Annotated in this window: 11 protein-coding genes and 2 tRNA genes; 8 read left to right on the top strand and 5 right to left on the bottom strand. The window is 59.2% G+C overall.

Going from position 1 to position 14,769, the window contains the following annotated elements:
• The first annotated feature begins 5 nt into the window (after positions 1-5).
• Positions 6-494, top strand: coding sequence for a hypothetical protein (locus GEI7407_RS09880; RefSeq protein WP_015172009.1), 489 nt, complete (start codon positions 6-8; stop codon positions 492-494).
• Positions 491-1,021, top strand: coding sequence for a hypothetical protein (locus GEI7407_RS09885; RefSeq protein WP_015172010.1), 531 nt, complete (start codon positions 491-493; stop codon positions 1,019-1,021). The genes GEI7407_RS09880 and GEI7407_RS09885 overlap by 4 nt, the downstream gene beginning before the upstream one ends.
• A 139-nt stretch (positions 1,022-1,160) precedes the next feature.
• Here GEI7407_RS09885 and GEI7407_RS09890 read toward each other — a convergent pair whose 3' ends face one another.
• Positions 1,161-3,968 carry an ATP-binding protein gene (locus GEI7407_RS09890; protein WP_015172011.1) on the bottom strand — a complete coding sequence of 936 codons (2,808 nt, stop codon included), beginning with the start codon at positions 3,966-3,968 and terminating at the stop codon, positions 1,161-1,163.
• A gap of 935 nt (positions 3,969-4,903) precedes the next feature.
• Here GEI7407_RS09890 and GEI7407_RS09895 point away from each other — a divergent pair.
• Positions 4,904-5,125 carry a hypothetical protein gene (locus GEI7407_RS09895; protein WP_015172012.1) on the top strand — a complete coding sequence of 74 codons (222 nt, stop codon included), beginning with the start codon at positions 4,904-4,906 and terminating at the stop codon, positions 5,123-5,125.
• A 65-nt stretch (positions 5,126-5,190) separates the two neighbouring features.
• Here the strand turns inward: GEI7407_RS09895 and GEI7407_RS09900 are convergent, their stop codons facing one another.
• Together GEI7407_RS09900 and GEI7407_RS09905 are read right to left on the bottom strand one after the other, a co-directional pair.
• On the bottom strand, positions 5,191-5,595 hold the full coding sequence (locus GEI7407_RS09900) for a hypothetical protein (protein WP_015172013.1): 405 nt from the start codon (positions 5,593-5,595) through the stop codon (positions 5,191-5,193).
• 154 nt (positions 5,596-5,749) lie between these two features.
• Positions 5,750-6,985: an LL-diaminopimelate aminotransferase gene (locus tag GEI7407_RS09905; RefSeq protein ID WP_015172014.1), complete on the bottom strand. Its 1,236-nt coding sequence runs from the start codon at positions 6,983-6,985 to the stop codon at positions 5,750-5,752.
• A 215-nt stretch (positions 6,986-7,200) separates the two neighbouring features.
• Here GEI7407_RS09905 and GEI7407_RS09910 point away from each other — a divergent pair, with 215 nt between their 5' ends.
• Positions 7,201-8,004: a PolC-type DNA polymerase III gene (locus tag GEI7407_RS09910; protein ID WP_015172015.1), complete on the top strand. Its 804-nt coding sequence runs from the start codon at positions 7,201-7,203 to the stop codon at positions 8,002-8,004.
• Here the strand turns inward: GEI7407_RS09910 and GEI7407_RS09915 are convergent.
• The gene (locus GEI7407_RS09915; RefSeq protein WP_015172016.1) at positions 8,001-10,928 is read right to left on the bottom strand and encodes a HEAT repeat domain-containing protein; all 2,928 of its coding nucleotides are present in this window, start codon (positions 10,926-10,928) and stop codon (positions 8,001-8,003) included. The genes GEI7407_RS09910 and GEI7407_RS09915 overlap by 4 nt on opposite strands.
• A 223-nt stretch (positions 10,929-11,151) precedes the next feature.
• Between GEI7407_RS09915 and GEI7407_RS21020 the strand changes: the two genes are divergently transcribed.
• From GEI7407_RS21020 to GEI7407_RS09925, 4 genes are all read left to right on the top strand, one after another.
• A tRNA-OTHER gene (locus GEI7407_RS21020) sits at positions 11,152-11,281 on the top strand.
• A 4-nt stretch (positions 11,282-11,285) separates the two neighbouring features.
• Positions 11,286-11,407: transfer RNA gene (locus GEI7407_RS21025), tRNA-OTHER, on the top strand.
• A gap of 155 nt (positions 11,408-11,562) precedes the next feature.
• Entirely contained in the window at positions 11,563-13,167 is a 1,605-nt protein-coding gene (locus GEI7407_RS09920; RefSeq protein WP_015172017.1) for a TROVE domain-containing protein, read from the top strand.
• 249 nt (positions 13,168-13,416) lie between these two features.
• Positions 13,417-13,665, top strand: coding sequence for a hypothetical protein (locus tag GEI7407_RS09925; protein WP_015172018.1), 249 nt, complete (start codon positions 13,417-13,419; stop codon positions 13,663-13,665).
• Positions 13,666-13,689: 24 nt separating this feature from the next.
• On the opposite strand, the gene acsF is transcribed toward GEI7407_RS09925, so the two are convergent.
• On the bottom strand, positions 13,690-14,757 hold the full coding sequence (gene acsF, locus GEI7407_RS09930) for a magnesium-protoporphyrin IX monomethyl ester (oxidative) cyclase (protein ID WP_015172019.1): 1,068 nt from the start codon (positions 14,755-14,757) through the stop codon (positions 13,690-13,692).
• Positions 14,758-14,769 lie beyond the last annotated feature (12 nt).

A 14,769-nucleotide genomic window follows, 5' to 3' on the forward strand; every position in this document is an offset into this window, starting at 1 on the left:
CGCTGATGTCTCAACCCATGAATTTCTGGAAATTTATCGGTCTCTTTGGCCTATATGCTCTAGGGAGCTGGGGCCTCTTTATGGCTGCTGCTTTCACGATTGCTGGCGGTATTTTTTATCTCTTCTTGCTGGGGCCTTTTTATCTCCTGTGTTTAGCGCTGCTAATAGGGTGGTGTGTTGGGCGACAGCCCAAGCGCGTGAGATATCGGCGGCTGTGGCTGCTGCCCATTGCGGCGATGCAGGTTCTGACGCTGCTGACGAGCCCTGCTAGCTGCTATGGGATCAAGCAGGGAAACGCTTGCTACTCGCTGCTCCAGTCCTGGATCACGACCGAGAATCTACAAACGATGCAGGGAGGACCGCCCCACTGGACCCTATTTGAGGCGCTATTTCCCTGGAGCTTTTTGGCGTATGTCATCACCCTGATTCTTTTCTTAGGAACCTTAAGAGTGGACAACTCGCCTGCTCCATCGTCGGAGAGCGATCGCCCATGACGCATCCCCGGCCATCCAGAGGGCGGCCAACCAGCGTTTGGGTCACCCAGGCGCTATTGGTGGTCTGCATTGTTTCTACGATCTTGGCGATCGCCGCAGCGATCGCCGCCTGTTTTTTCACCGAGACTTCCCAGTGCAGAAGTCCAAGCGGGCAGTTACAGCTATTGCTGGTTTTGGGCCTCGGCATGATGATGGTTACGGCATTTCGAGGTCTACAGCATCGCAAGGCCTATGGCCGCTGGCTCGGCGCTATTTTTCTTGTGCTGCTGATGCTGGGGGCGATCGCCGCCAATCGATCGCTACAGATGCTGTACGGCGCAACGGTGGGAGGAGACATAGCGCTGAAGCCGCCCTACGGCGAGTGGCGGCGCGAAGGGCTCCTATACGAGACCTACTATGGTTACTCAAGCTACGGTCAACTGCTCTGGCAGAGCCTGCTCAATCTGGGATTTTGCCTGATTCCGGGCTGGATTGCGACGCGGCTGGTGTGGAGCCGCGCCGTACACCAATTTTTTAGGACGAAATAGGAGCGCTGCTGAAGGCGATCGCGTAAAGTCCCCTCTAGGAGCACAGATCTTGATTCTTGCGGGCTGACGCGCTACAAGCCAATGGACCAGCACAGCCCCCAAGCGCGATCGCCATAACAGGCACCTTCAGCCAGACCCTCTAAGCCTCCTGAGCTAAGAAGATCTGGCTATTGCTGACCCTGCTCTGGCTCAGAGGAATCTCGATCCAAAACTCCGCGCCATGGCCCGCTTGGGAGACGCAGCGAAGGCTACCCTGGTGCTTTTGCGTCACAATTTCATAGCTGATCGCCAATCCCATTCCTGTCCCTTTTCCGATGGGTTTGGTCGTGAAAAAGGGATCAAACAGCCTACTTTGCTGGGCTTCAGGAATCCCGTAGCCATTATCAGCTACCCGAATCACTACAGAGTGACTGTCTGTGAGTTCTGTGGTGATCGTGATAGTGGGATCAAAGTCTTTTTGGCTGCGGCGATCGTCCAAAGCATCCAGAGCGTTGCTGAGGATATTCATAAAGACCTGGTTGAGCTGTCCAGCGTAGCACTCCACCATCGGCAGCGTCCCATAGTGCTTGATGACATTCACACAGTTTTGATCCGGTTTTGCCTTCAGACGATTGTGGAGAATCATCAGCGTGCTGTCGATTCCCTCGTGGATATTGACTGATTTCACCTCAGCTTCGTCCAGGCGCGAGAAGATCCGCAGGGATTTAACGATTTCGCGAATTCGCTCTGCCCCCATACGCATCGAGGCGAGCAGCTTTGGCAAATCCTCTGCCAAAAACTCTAGATCGCTTTCCTCCGCCGCAGACTGGAGAGCCGTGGAGGGGTGATGGTGCTCTTCCTGATAGAGATGCAGCAGGTGTAGGAGATCTTCGGTATATCGCTCCGCGTGGTTGAGGTTGCCGTAGATAAAGTTCACGGGGTTGTTGATTTCGTGGGCAACTCCAGCCACTAGCTGCCCCAGGCTCGACATTTTCTCAGTCTGGATGAGCTGCGCCTGGGTTTTGTGGAGGTCATCGAGGGCTCGCTTGAGCTGAGTTGCCTGATTGCGCAGGGTTTCTTCGGCGTGTTTTTGGTCGGTGATATCTCGCAGGATAACGATGTACTCCGGCCGCTTGGTGTTGGAGCGGTGAGAGACCGTCGCCTCGACAATGCGCGATCGCCCATCGGGCGTTTTGGCCTGGCTGAGCAGGTGCTCACTCTTGGCGTCCCACAGCAGCGGCGAGGCATCTAGATCAGGAATGTACTGACTCAGGCTTCCCCCCCAAAGCGCCTCGGCATTTTGCTGAAAAAGCGCCTGGGCAGCCGGATTGCTTTGGGTGATCACACCTTCTTCATTGATGACCAAAATGCTGTCAGGAACAGTGTCGAGGGCCGTAATAAATAGGTTTTGAGCCTGCTCGCGCGCCTCGTCGATGGCGGCAACCTGAGGCAAGCTGGTCCAGCAGGCAATGGCGATCGCCACAAAGGCGATCGTCATCAGCAACACCACAAACAGCTCATTATTGTGGCGGCCCACGCCACCGTCGATGGCGGCTTTGACAGCCCAGCTCAGGGTGGCAGCGCCACACACCAACACCAGCAAAACGATCACCTGGACCGCCACAAAGTCCTGGAAAACGCCATCGCTCTGAAGGCGATCGCGCCGAATCCACCAGTTGGGATGGAGCCACGCCACCGAGAGGTGGCGACTCACAAGGTCAAGCGCCAGAATGCCGCCGGGAATCAAAATCCCTGCCAGCAGATCCATTTTGTCCCAGGCCCAGCCGCCGACCAAGGTCACCACCGCCAAGAAGGCAACAATGCCCAGCCAGCCCAGGGGCCATCGCACTTCGGGGCGATCGCGCCAGAGCCACAGCCCCAGCGCAAAGATCATCAGACTGATCAGCCACCCCGTCCCCGTCACCACCACAATGTGCGTGACATCGCCAAATAGCAAAATCAGGCAGCCCACCAGCAGCCCCACCAGCAGGCTTGGGGCCAGCACGCCCCGCCGAGACACCACCGAAAAGACTGGCGACAGCGACCCATCTAGAGAAAGCTGGTACAGAATCCGGGGCGTATTTGAGACAGCCGTTGCATTATTCAGCAGGCAGCAGGACGTCAGCAGCAGCGTCACCAAGATCGACGTTCCCGATCCCCAAAAGGACTCCGCCGACCGCAAAACAATCTCAAAGATGCCCGCATTGGGATCCGTCTGGCCGGACAATCGCATAATCACCCAGGCAGTCCCAACAAAAATCGGCGGGATCAGCCACGACGCAAAGGAAAGCGCCTTCAGAGTCTTGTGGGGATGGCGACTATCCGCCACAAAGGAGGCCGCCGTTTCGCAGCCGGTCGTCAGCCACAGGGCAAAAAAGACCCACTTCGTCCAGTCCACAAAGGACAAAGTAGGCCAAACCAGCGATCCGAGATCGGCCGGCAGCAATCCCGGACTCTCCGGCGAAAGGGCCAGCCACAGTCCACCCTGAAGGCAAAACAACAGGGAAAATAGCACCGCTGGCACCACGAAAAATAGGTGCAAAATCGCTAAAGCCCGGCTGCCTCCAAAGGCCAAAACATAGGGCAAGAGAGTAAAGCCGAGCTTGAGGACCAGGTCGGGACACTGGAGATTGAGCGGCACTAGGGTGCTCTGCACCAAGTCCGTCAAAACAATGGCGTTCATCGGAGCCGACGCCACCCAGGCCAGCCAGTAGCCGATGGCAGCATAGGACCCGATCAAGGGCAGTCCTTCAAACAGACGAGCGGTGTAGTTCGCCCGCCCTCCGGACACTTCGGGCCAGCGCTCACCTAATTTTTGTACTTGGAGATTAACGAAAATTCCGAGGATAGCCGCCGGGACGATCACCGCTGGTGTATTGCTACTCAGGGCGATCGCGATTAGCGGGATCGTAAAAAACCACGACAAATGGCCGCTCAAACCAAAGCCCCAGGTCTCAGACGAGCTCATGCTTCGAGGCAATGTCTGATGGGGCTGGGGCTTTGGTTGCACATGAGCACCAAGCGCTGGCTCGGAAGTCAGGACCTTGAGGTGCGATCTATTCATGTCATCAACAGGGGCAAGGCATGAGCCGATTTTAGACCCAGAATAGTGGAGATTAACGATTGTTTACGCTCTCAGAGAGCGTAATGCTCGATCGCTTAACTTCCAGTGGGATTCAGCTCATTTTTTTGGGGAATCACTCGATATCAGATATTACTTGAAACCGCTTTCTAGCAGGCCCGTGCAAACACGCAACCTCTTTAAAATTTCCTTTCTCTACCAGAATTTACGCCATTCAGCTGACTCTAGTCAGGTTTATACAGACAGCCAGATCTTGATCGCTGCTGATTTTTCTTTCGGATTCAGTTTATTTGGAGTCAGAAGGGCTGAGTCTTTTAGAGAGAGAACGAATAAGCTTTAAGAAACTCGAATTATGAATAATATGTTTTTAATACGCTATTTTTGTTAGCGATATTTAGGCTTTTAAGAAATTTTTTTCATAGAATTAATATGCCATTCAATTCAAATTCAAGACGTCGATTTTCTGCTTATATACATCACCTGAATTTGTTTTTTGATGAAAACTGATCCAGTTTGAGTCTCTAGAGCGAAGTTACGGACTCTCCATTTTTGGATCGGGATTCATGCACCTACTGGATCTATGAGTTAAAAAAAATACATTCACTGCTGGCTTTTTACTTACAAATCTTCTGGGGCAGCGGCGATCGCCCGCTCACTAAAGACCCCCGGCGATCGCGCCGCAGAGACCCTTGAACAGTCGGCGATCGCTCACTGCTGGCAGCTGAGGGAGGCCCCAGGGAGTCTGCTAGGATAGAGTGTCTCGGGCCATCGCGGCCCTGAGTTTCAAACGGTTTGTGTTCCTAATCAGCAGCATCCCGACCATGGCCCTGAGCAAAGAAGAGGCAAAACAACTCTTTGAACGACTCATTTTTGATGACGCGAAGCCGCGCGACTGGGTCGAAGACGTCTGGAGTCTCAGCCCGATGCTCGGCGACAGCGCTGCCAAGCTGCTCGATGCTTTTGATGCGCTGATCGAGTGCTGCTCCGAAGAAAAGCTCGACAACCTGCTTCAGGGTCTCTACCAAGATCGTCTGGACCTCTAGGCGATCGCCCCCTTGGGCACCCCAGCCTTCTCTAGGGCGATCGCCCGCACGCTATCGCCAGCGCTTCACGAATCGATCAGATTGGCAATTTCAGCGTGCATGAAGGCAATATCTGGGGATGCCTGGATCGCCTGATGATAGCGATCGCCCCCAGCATCTCCTTCGGAGAGCGTCACCAGCGATCGCGCCGCCGCCAACAGCCGCGTCGCCTCCTCCAGGGTCATCGGTTCTTTGGTGCTCAGGGCCTCATCGATTTCCACAATGAACTGAGAAAACGGCCGCAGCCAGCCGAACCATTCATGGCTAATCACGAGGTTAAAAAAGTCTCCCCGCGACTGAATCTGGCCATACTGGCGCTCGTAGGCAATCTTTTCGTGATCGAGCAGGGCCTTGTGGAGCCGCAGCAACGACGTGCGCACCTGCCGGAGACGCTGAAACGGTAAGTCCAAGGAGTGAGAGTTGGAAGACATGAATCACCGCAAAAATCACACTAACTCTATCTTGGCAACCTCTAACCAAGACTGCCGCTGAAGAGAACCAGCCGAAGGGTCAGCCCCAAAGCGACTAACCCTTCGAGCCGCCAAGCATTGCTAGCCAATGGGTTATCCAACCCAGGCCCGAGCGCTAGGCTTTGAACTTCTCGGTGATACGGCGCATTGCTTCTTCCACATTCTCGCGGCTGTTGAAGGCAGAAATGCGGAAGTATCCTTCGCCAGCAGCCCCGAAGCCAGAACCCGGCGTGCCGACGACGTTGCAGGTTTGCAGCAGCTTGTCGAAGAAGTCCCAGCTCGAGAGACCATTGGGCGTCTGGACCCACACATAGGGCGCATTGACGCCGCCATAGACCTTGAGACCTGCGGCGGTGAGCTGCTCTCGGATGATTTTGGCGTTCTCCAGATAGAAGCTGATCAGCGCCTGGGTTTGGGCCTGACCGGCTTCAGAGTAGACGGCTTCAGCGCCGCGCTGCACCACGTAGGAGACCCCGTTGAACTTGGTCGACTGGCGGCGGTTCCACAGCTTCCACAGCTCGACATCGGAGCCGTCAGCGGCCTTGGCCGTCAGAGTCTTGGGGACGACGGTGAGGGCGCAGCGGGTGCCGGTAAAGCCAGCGTTCTTGGAGAAGGAGCGAAACTCGATGGCGCACTCCCGCGCTCCCTCGATCTCGTAGATCGAGTGGGGGATGGCCGGATCGGTGATAAAGGCTTCGTAGGCCGCATCAAAGAGAATGATGGAGCCGTGGGTGCGAGCATAGTCGACCCAGGCTTGCAGGTGCTCCTTGGTGGCAACTGCGCCCGTGGGGTTGTTGGGGAAGCACAGATAGATCAGATCAACCTTCTCGCTGGGGATCTGAGCGGTGAAGTCGTTATCGGCGCTGATGGGCAGATAGACAAAGCCCTCGTACTCGCCGCGATCGTTGGCGGGGCCGGTGTGGCCAGCCATCACGTTGGTGTCGACGTAGACCGGGTAAACGGGGTCCGTGACGGCAATTTTGTTGTCCTTGCCGAAGATGTCGAGGATGTTGCCGGTGTCGCACTTGGAGCCGTCAGAGATGAAGATCTCGGAGGCGTCGATGTCGCAGCCGCGGGACTGGAAGTCGTGGGCCGCGATTTTTTCGCGCAGCCAGGCGTAGCCCTGCTCAGGACCGTAGCCCTTGAAGGTGCTGCGATCGCCCATGTCTTCGACCGCTTGGATCATGGCGGTGCGACAAGCCTCGGGGAGGGGCTCGGTCACATCACCAATGCCGAGGCGAATGATTTTGGCATCGGGGTTGGCCTCGGCGAAGGCGTTGACTCGCCGCGCGATTTCCGGAAACAGGTAGCCCGCTTTGAGCTTGAGGTAATGATCGTTGATGGTCGCCATAATCGTCTGCTACATACGCCGTACATCAGCTTACAGCGCTTTTTGAGAGCGTACTGCACTGAAAAAGGACGGCTTGGGTTTCAGGGAACAGCGCCCCCAAAGCAAGGAGGGCTCGCAAGGCTCGGGAGTGCGAAGTTTTGCCGCCGAAAGCGGCGATCGCCCTTCGAGGCGGCCATGCTAGAACAGGCTAGAAATCTTGCGTTGGCGGAAGGGCTATGGCGGTACAGGATTCTCTGGGGGGCGATCGCCTCTCGTCTTCGGGGCAGTTGCTGCAGCACTACCGCGCCCTGAGTCAGCGGACGCTGACCATTGTGGACCTGGAGACGACGGGCCACGGCGCGCGGACCAGCCGGGTCACAGAGGTTTCGGTGCTCCAGGCCAGCCTGGAAAACGGCATCCTAAACCAGCACACCCAGCTCATGAATCCCGAGGTGCCCATCCCCGCAGCGATCACCCAGTTCACCGGCATCTCCCAGGCCATGGTAGACGCAGCGCCGGTCTCAGAGCAGGTGTGGCCGCAGTTTTTGCCCCGGCTGCGGGAACACGTTTTGACGGCTCACAACCTGAGCTTTGACTATGCCTTCTTGCAGGCCGAGTACGAGGACCTGGGGATTGTCTTTGAGCGGGAGCCGGGCGATCGCCTGTGTACGGTGGCACTGTCGCGGCTGATGCTGTCGGATTTGCCGTCGCGGCGGCTGCCGGATCTGGTGCAGCACTTTGGCTTTCGGGTGGGGCGATCGCACCGGGCCGAGGCCGACGCGCTGGCCTGCTGGCTGCTGGCGGAGCGCCTGCTGGGAGAGATTCGAGACGAAGCCGATGAGGTGCTGCTGGCGAAGTTTGGCCGCCAGTGGATTCGGCTACGGGATGCCGCCGCCCTGCTGAACCTGTCGACCCATCAGGCGCGCCAGGTCTTGCAGGCGGCTCAGCTAACGGTGCAGACAGGGCGGACCGGCACGCTGCTCTACCGGCGATCGCAGGTGGATCAGGTGGTGGCCGAGCGGCGGTCCGCCGAGCCCTAGGTTGGGTTCGCCCCAGCCCAGGCGCGCTGAAAGTCAGCGTGGGGCAGGTTTTGGGCGCAGTGCCACAGGAGCTTGTAGCGATCGCCCGCTGGCCCCGGTTGGTAGGCGGGACCAGACTCTGGGAACCAGGGCCGCAGCACCTGCACAGCGCTGGCCATCTGGGCGGGGGTGAGGACGGCGCGCAGAACTTCGACAATCCGCTTGGTCTGAGGGTCGGGCAGGGGCGATCGCAGCAGGTCCAGCAGGGTTTGCACGGCCTCCGGGTGACCGGGCTGGAGCCGACACAGATGGATCGCGGCCCGCTGGCGCTGGTGCGGGTCTGGGGCCGTGGCGAGGCGGGTCTCTAGGGCCTGGAGTTTGCGCTGCTGGGCGGCCTCAGCGGACAGGGGGCGCGATCGCCGCTGGCGCTGGGTCGGGCGATCGCGCTCCGAGGATTTGGGCGGTGACGACAGCAAGAAAGTCTGGGCCTGGGGATGCTCGGGAACTAGAGCCTGTAGGCTTTTGGCGGCCTGGAGGGCCAAGGCGCGATCGCCGTCGGTGAGCAGAGTCTCTAGGGTGGCGATCGCCGCTGGATGGTCCGGCCACAGCTTGCCCAGGCAGTAGGCGGCCCGACGGCGCAGACGGCCCTGGGGACTGGTGAGCAGCTGCTGGAGCGTCTCCAGGGCCGTGGCGTTACCAGGATCGAGCTTGGCCAGACTGTCGGCAATCTGCAACCGCAGAGGTTCGGCGCGCAGAGAGGCGCAGAGCTGCTCTAGGGTGGCGATCGCCCGCGCATTTCCCGGGTCTAGGGTCTTGCCAAGGGTGCAGGCGGCATTCCAGCGGGCATACAGATGGTCGGTGCGGACCAAAAAGGCCTCTAGAGCGGCGATCGCCAGCGCCCGATCGGTCTGGCACAGGGCGCTGCGAGCCCCATCCACCAGCGGCACCGGATAGGGCTGGCGCCGGCCCTCGCAAGCCTGACCCCCAAAGCGCCACTCCAGGAGCTGATCTAACAAGACGCTCGCCTGAGCCGCCTGGGGAAACTCCGCCAGAGCCGCCACCCCCAGGAGCTGGGCACGCCCGCCATAGAAGCCGCCGCAGCCGTCCTCGAACTGGCACAGCGCCGCCAGAAAGGCCTCTTTATCGGCGATCGCCCCCTCCGGGCGGCCCATCCACAGCAAGATCACCTCCCGCCAAGCCGGACTAAAAATCGGCAGCTCCGGACAGGGCCGCCAAAAATCTCGCCAGTCGGCGATCGCCTGGGCCGCAAAGTACTCCTGAAAGGTCGGGTGATAGAAAGCGTAGATTTTTTCGCCAGAGGTGGCCGAAACGCCCACTTGATTGAGCCAGCCTAGCTGGAGGGCCAGGGGCAGCAGCGCCAAATCCTCTGCCAGCACCTGCTGCAAAAAGGCGCTCGGCAACCGAAACCGCAGATCGGGCCGCCGCAGAGCCGCCAAGGCCAGTCGGCCCAGGGCCTGGTTGAGCTGGTGGCGCTGGGCGGGGTCGGTGGGAAAGCGGTCTTGTTTCCAGGCGTAGAGAGCCTCGACAAACTGGCCGTAGAGGCTGGCTTTGGTGCTGGGCAAGCTGCCCCGCAGCAGAGACCAGGAGCGGCACAGCAGCGCCAGCCTCAGGGGATTTTTGACGGCGGCCTTGATGGACCAGCGCTCCGGCCGGTCGAGTTCGCGCTGGAGCTGTTGACCCAGATCGGGCTGCCCCTGGAACCACCGAGCGATCACCTGCGATCGCAGGCTTTCTCCAGAGTCAGGGGCATCGCTCAGCGGCCCGTTGCAGTAGGTTTCGAAGGTATCGAGGGGATTGTGGCCGCTGTCCCACACGTTCAGGCGGCAGGTCAGCACGATGTGAACGTCCGCCATCCAGCCCCGCAGCTGACGGGCGATCGCCCCCAAGGCAGCGCCGCCGTCCAGGGCCATTTCGTCCACCGCATCCAGCAGGAGCCACAGCCGACCGCTGCGTCCCTGGGCCACCAGATCCGCCTGGTGGGCCGGGTCCACCTGAAAACAGCGAGTCGCCTGGCGCAGCCACTCCTGGAGCACGTAGGTTTCCAGCGAGACGCCCTGCAAATCGGCCAGGGAAACCCAGATCGGCAGCGATCGCCGCTCTAGCAGCCAGAGGGCCACCCGCTGGAGCAGGGTCGTTTTTCCGGCACCCGGCTCCCCCACGATGGCGATGCGCTGGGGCTCCGACGCAGCCCCCATCTGGGCCAAAAAGTCGGCGATCGCCACAGGCTGGGTCGCCTCGGACTCCTCGAGATCCGTCAGCAGCCGATCCCGCCGGGTGCCATCATCATCGTCCCAGCGGGGCTGGTGCTGCCGCTTCAGAAGGCCCAGAGGCACATACAGGTCTTCCACCTCAAAGGTCAAGCCGTCGCTCATGGTCAGCAGATTGGTGGTGAGTCGCTGTAGCTGCTGAGCCTCCAGGCTGGCGCGGCAAAGCTGCCACCAGTCCAGCCCTTCGGGCACGGGCTCCCTAGGCAGCTGGCAGTCTGTCGGCAGCTCCGGGACAGGCCTTGGAGCCGTTCGCTGGGCGCGCCGCTGGTCCCACTCCGCCTCGAAGCGACGCAGGTTCGCGGCGCGATCGCGCCTGGGATGCCACAGCCTGAGGGTAAAGTGCCACACCTCCGAGCCGCTGCGGTGGGGGCGATTGTCTTCGAGGATGTCGAGAAAGTCTTGCCAGCGGCTCAGGGCTTCCTTGATTTGCGGCCCGCTCAGGGGCGCGGCGGCCAAGTGGGTCAGCGTCACCAAAAAGCGCAGCTTGGTGCGGACCACCAGCCGCTGCTCCGTTTGCCAGTGGGTCTGGATCTGGGGCCGCAGCGTCTCCAAAGCCCGCTCATCACAGTCCAACTCGTCGCTGGCATAGTCCAGGAGCGCCCCGAACAACTGGTGCGATCGCCGTTTGACCTCAGGCCCATAACTTACTCGTGCCACGGTTTTCCACTGCTGCCTCAAACTGAAAGCCGCACAAAGCTGGGGGAGTCCCCCCAATTTTCGCCTTCCCCCAGGTCTGCAACGCAGGATTTTGGGGCGTTTCCGGATTTTTTGGGGGCGATCGCCTGGGGGAAGGTGCCCCGCCTATTCTAAGGTCATCGAGCGAAGGCCCCTCACCGCACCCCCACCGGGAAGCGCCCCGAGGACCGCCAACGCCCAGCCTGTGGCGGCTAGCTCAACCAGTCGAGCGCCATCATTGCCCGAAAGGGCCGCAGATCGAGGGTTATCGCTGACAATCGATTCTCTCCCTTGATCGCCGGAGATGCGGGTGCAAATCCCGCGCCGCTACACCACCACTGGCAGGTGGTTTAACAGCAAAACGCCTTTTCCCTGTTCAAATTTTGCCTGTGAGGGCCGAGGAATAAGGGTTATCGCCTTTTCAGCGGGAGATGTGGGTGCAAATCCCACCCTGCCAACCATTTTGCAGAGGTTGTGAGAGTTCTGAGTTCGTCGACTTTTCAGGAGCGACGCCCAAGCCCTGACGGTTCAGACTCTCCCATTCCCTCGTTCACGTTCTCTGTTCAATTCACTCATTCGTTTCAACCCATTGCCCATTGGGCCGAGGAGTTCTGCCGTGAACTATCAATTTCTCCTGTCAAAAAATCGCAAAACGCCCCAAAATCAGCCACTTCCGGGCCGCGAAGCCGAGATGGTCCAGGGCCGCTCGGGGGGCTGGATGTTCCAGGCGGATTCGTGGTCGGTGCTGCGCCGCTGCCTGCTGATTGGGACGGCCCAGAGCACCTTTTACGCCGACCAGCACGAGCTGACGACGGAGTTTGTGGCGGTGCTCAACCAGGCGATCGCCCTCGACCCCGATCGCGTCGCTCAGGAAATTCTCTACGCCTCCGACGGCCACGCCCTCAACAACAGCGCCCCGATCCTGGCGCTGGTGCTGCTGTCCATGGGCGAGAGCCCCCAGGCCAAGCGCGCCTTTCAGGAAATATTCCCCCAGGTGGTGCGCACCGGCAGCCATTTCTACGAGTGGCTGAGCTACACCAAGGGTCTGCGGGGATTTGGCAAGGTCGTGCGCGAGGCGGGGAAAGCGTGGCTGGCCCGCGAGGACGTGCGGGAGCTGGCTTACCAGTTGCTGAAATACCAGCAGCGCCAAGGCTTTCGCCATCGGGATGCCCTGCGGTTGTTTCACGTGAAGCCGCCGACCGCTGACCATGACCGGCTGTTTCAGTGGGTGATCCAGGGCTGGGAGACGCTGCCAGCGGAGCCTCCTTCAGCGGCCCTCAGCCAGATCTGGTGGTACGAGTGGCTCAAGCGCAACCCTACGCAAACCCGGAAGGCGATCGCCCAGGGTCGCCTGACCCACGAAATGGCCGCGCCGGTGGGCCAGATGAACACCGAAGCGTGGCAGCTTCTGTTTCAGGACATGCCCATCGGCGCCCTGCTGCGAAATCTGGCTTCTCTGACGGAGCTGGAGGTGCTGGCTCCCCGCCACCGCAAGAATCTGCGTCACTTGGCCCAGGTCCTGACGAGTCGCGATCGCCTGCGCAAGGGCCGCATTCACCCCATCGACGTCCTGAAAGCCCTCAAGACCTACCAATCCGGGGGCAAGCTGGGGCGAAGCAAAAAAACTTGGCAGCCGGTGCCGGAGGTACTCGAGATTCTGGAGCGGGCGCTGGCGCTGTCCTTCGAGGCGCTGGCCCCCACGGGAAAAATGTTCTTGCACGCCGTGGACGTCTCGGGCTCCATGTCCTACTACAGCGTCAGCTCCATGGGCTTGACCTGCTGCGAGATCGCCACGACCATGGCCCTCGCTACGGCCAAAGCTGAGGAGAACTGCGTCATTCGCGGCTTTGCAACGGATTTTCGTGATCTTCAGATCACGGCTCGGGATTCTTTCCAGAGCGCGATCGCCAAGGCCACCTGCCAAAACTTTGGCGGAACCGACGCAGCCGTGGCCTACGAGTGGGCCATCCGCAAGCGTCTCAAAGTAGACGTATTTTGCTTCTGGACCGACTGCGAAAGCTGGGCAGGCCGCCAGCACCCCAGTCAGGCCCTGGCAGAATACCGCCGCAAGGTGAACCCCAACGCCAAAGCGGTCTACGTCACCTTGGTCCCCTCGAATGTCTCTCTGGTCGATCCCCAAGATCCTCGCTCCTGGGACATTGCAGGCTTCGATCCGAGCACGCCGCGCCTGATCCAGATGCTGGCGAGCGAGATTCTCTAGACAGCGCTTGTCACCTCGCTCACCATCCCTCTAGCTGCGATCGCCTTTTTGCGCCTCTGACTCCTCGAAAAGTCAGAGGCGCAGAGGCGCGTGGAGATTCAATCGCTTTCCACGGGCAGATTCTCTCTCAAGGATGATGTGAAAGCTCTTTGAGAACCCTTAATCTACTGAGACGCTATTCTAATTTCTTTATAAATTTTTCCATTTTCTTTGTCTTCTTCCCCCGCTTCTCTCACTCTTATCGGTAACATGATCGACAAAGTCGCCCTAACCAACGCCACACCAGTCCAGAAATTTATCTTTACCGTGGCAGATCACTCCGCGATCAAAGTAATGACTTTCAACCAGGATCTGCTAGTGGTCATTGATCCGGAGCACCCCAGGGCCCGCCGTCTCGCCAGCCTGTGCTGTGACGCTTTTATCGAGTGCTTTTCATGGCCCTGGGAAGTGAGTATCTGGATTGGCGATCGCATTTTTTGCGATAGTCACGGCCTGTAGTAGATCGCCGCGCTGAGAGATCTCTCAGCGCACTGTCCCCCGCAAGGCTTCTGCATCCACGGGCCGCAGACAGTAGAGACACAGCAGATTCCAGGCGATCGCGCCGATCAGGGGCAGTTTGCGCAGCAGCTTGAGAAAACGGGGCTGGCCGGTGCGGGCGATCGCCGCTATCTGTAGGTTGTAGCCAGCGCACCGCTGGAGCCGCCGGAAGAAGTCAGGATGCTCCGTATCGAGAACCGCCGGGAAAGCCCGCGCGGCTGTGGCGTTGGTTTCCCGGATCACCTGCCGATCAAATTCAGTCGGGTCGAGCCCCAGAATTTCGTAAAATTTGGCGCGCTCATGGACCGTGAGGGAATGAGTGGCAAACACAGAGAGCAAGAAGAATCGGCTCCAGAACCGGGCTTTCCAGCCTTGCCACAGCTGAGGCTGCGATCGCAGCAGCGCCTTAAAAATATCTCCATGGCGGTTTTCGTCCTGGCACCAGCTCTCGAAGTATCGAAACAGCGGATAAAACTGATTCTCGGGGTGCTGCTGAAGGTGGCGATAGATGATGATATAGCGCCAGTAGCCTATCTTTTCAGACAGATAGACGGTGTACAGCACCCACTCTAAAGGGAAAAAAGTATAGGTGCGCTGCTTGGTGAGATAGGCCAGATCGAGAGTCACCTGAAAGTCTCCCATGGCCTTGTTGAGGAAGCCTGCGTGGCGGGCCTCATCGCGCGCCATGAGGTGAAACAGCTCCGACAGCAGGGGATTGCGCTGCTTGAGCTTGCGCGCCAGTTCTTTGAACAGTAGAAATCCAGAAAACTCCGAAATACACGATCGCTCTAGATAATCAATGAAGGCGCGGCGAGCTTCGCCGTCGATGTGCTCCCAGGACTGCTCAAAGGCCTCATCGCGAAGGAAGTGATGGCGATTGTAGTCTGCCTGCATCTCGCTGAGCATGGCCCGGAGTTCTGTCTCCTGAGCGGATAAATCCAGATTGGCCGCCGTTTCAAAATCAGTGGTGTAAAAGCGCGGCGTGAGAACGGTTTCCGAGGGAAGGGCCTTGAGCTTTTGGGCAGATTCTTGGTCGGCTGTATAAACGCTCATTAGATAAATTTC

The sequence above is a fragment of the Geitlerinema sp. PCC 7407 genome (genome assembly GCF_000317045.1).
Lineage (GTDB): Bacteria > Cyanobacteriota > Cyanobacteriia > PCC-7407 > PCC-7407 > PCC-7407.